Here is a 493-nt window from a genome sequence, read left to right on the forward strand (position 1 = left end):
GTTGGCGCTACAGATTAAAGAAACTTACAAGCGCGTTTGAGGTATGCTTGTAAGTTTCTTCTTTTTAATGTAAAACCCGAAGTGTAAAGACTTTTCAGACTAGTACAAAGATTTTTATACGCGAATCACGCATGCGTATATTTTCTCGTCGTAGAGCAAAGACTTCTCATACTAGTACAAAGATTTTTTATACTGCAGCTCCAACTTTTTCTTCAACTAGAACTTCTCCTGCAACATTTTCCTCGTCCCCAAATCTGTTTTCAACGACGCCATCATTCCTTCCTCAATCTTCTGGTTATATTTGCCATATTGCTACATCAAACAGACAGATTATTTCCAAAACATCGACGCCCACCGCGGCTTTTGGTGTGGCTTCTTCTGTTTTGGAAATAATCTGTCTGTTTGATGTAGCAATATGGCAAATATAACCAGAAGATTGAGGAAGGAATGATGGCGTCGTTGAAAACAGATTTGGGGACGAGGAAAATGTTGC

The 493-nt window shown here is 39.1% G+C and carries 1 protein-coding gene; it reads right to left on the reverse strand.

Going from position 1 to position 493, the window contains the following annotated elements; genetic code table 11:
* Nucleotides 1-295 precede the first annotated feature (295 nt).
* Nucleotides 296-493, reverse strand: a 198-nt coding sequence (locus tag LE180_RS01510) for a hypothetical protein (RefSeq protein WP_374133727.1), incomplete at its 5' end; no start/stop codon positions are given.

This window comes from Candidatus Endomicrobiellum pyrsonymphae (assembly GCF_020328025.1).
GTDB lineage: Bacteria > Elusimicrobiota > Endomicrobiia > Endomicrobiales > Endomicrobiaceae > Endomicrobiellum > Endomicrobiellum pyrsonymphae.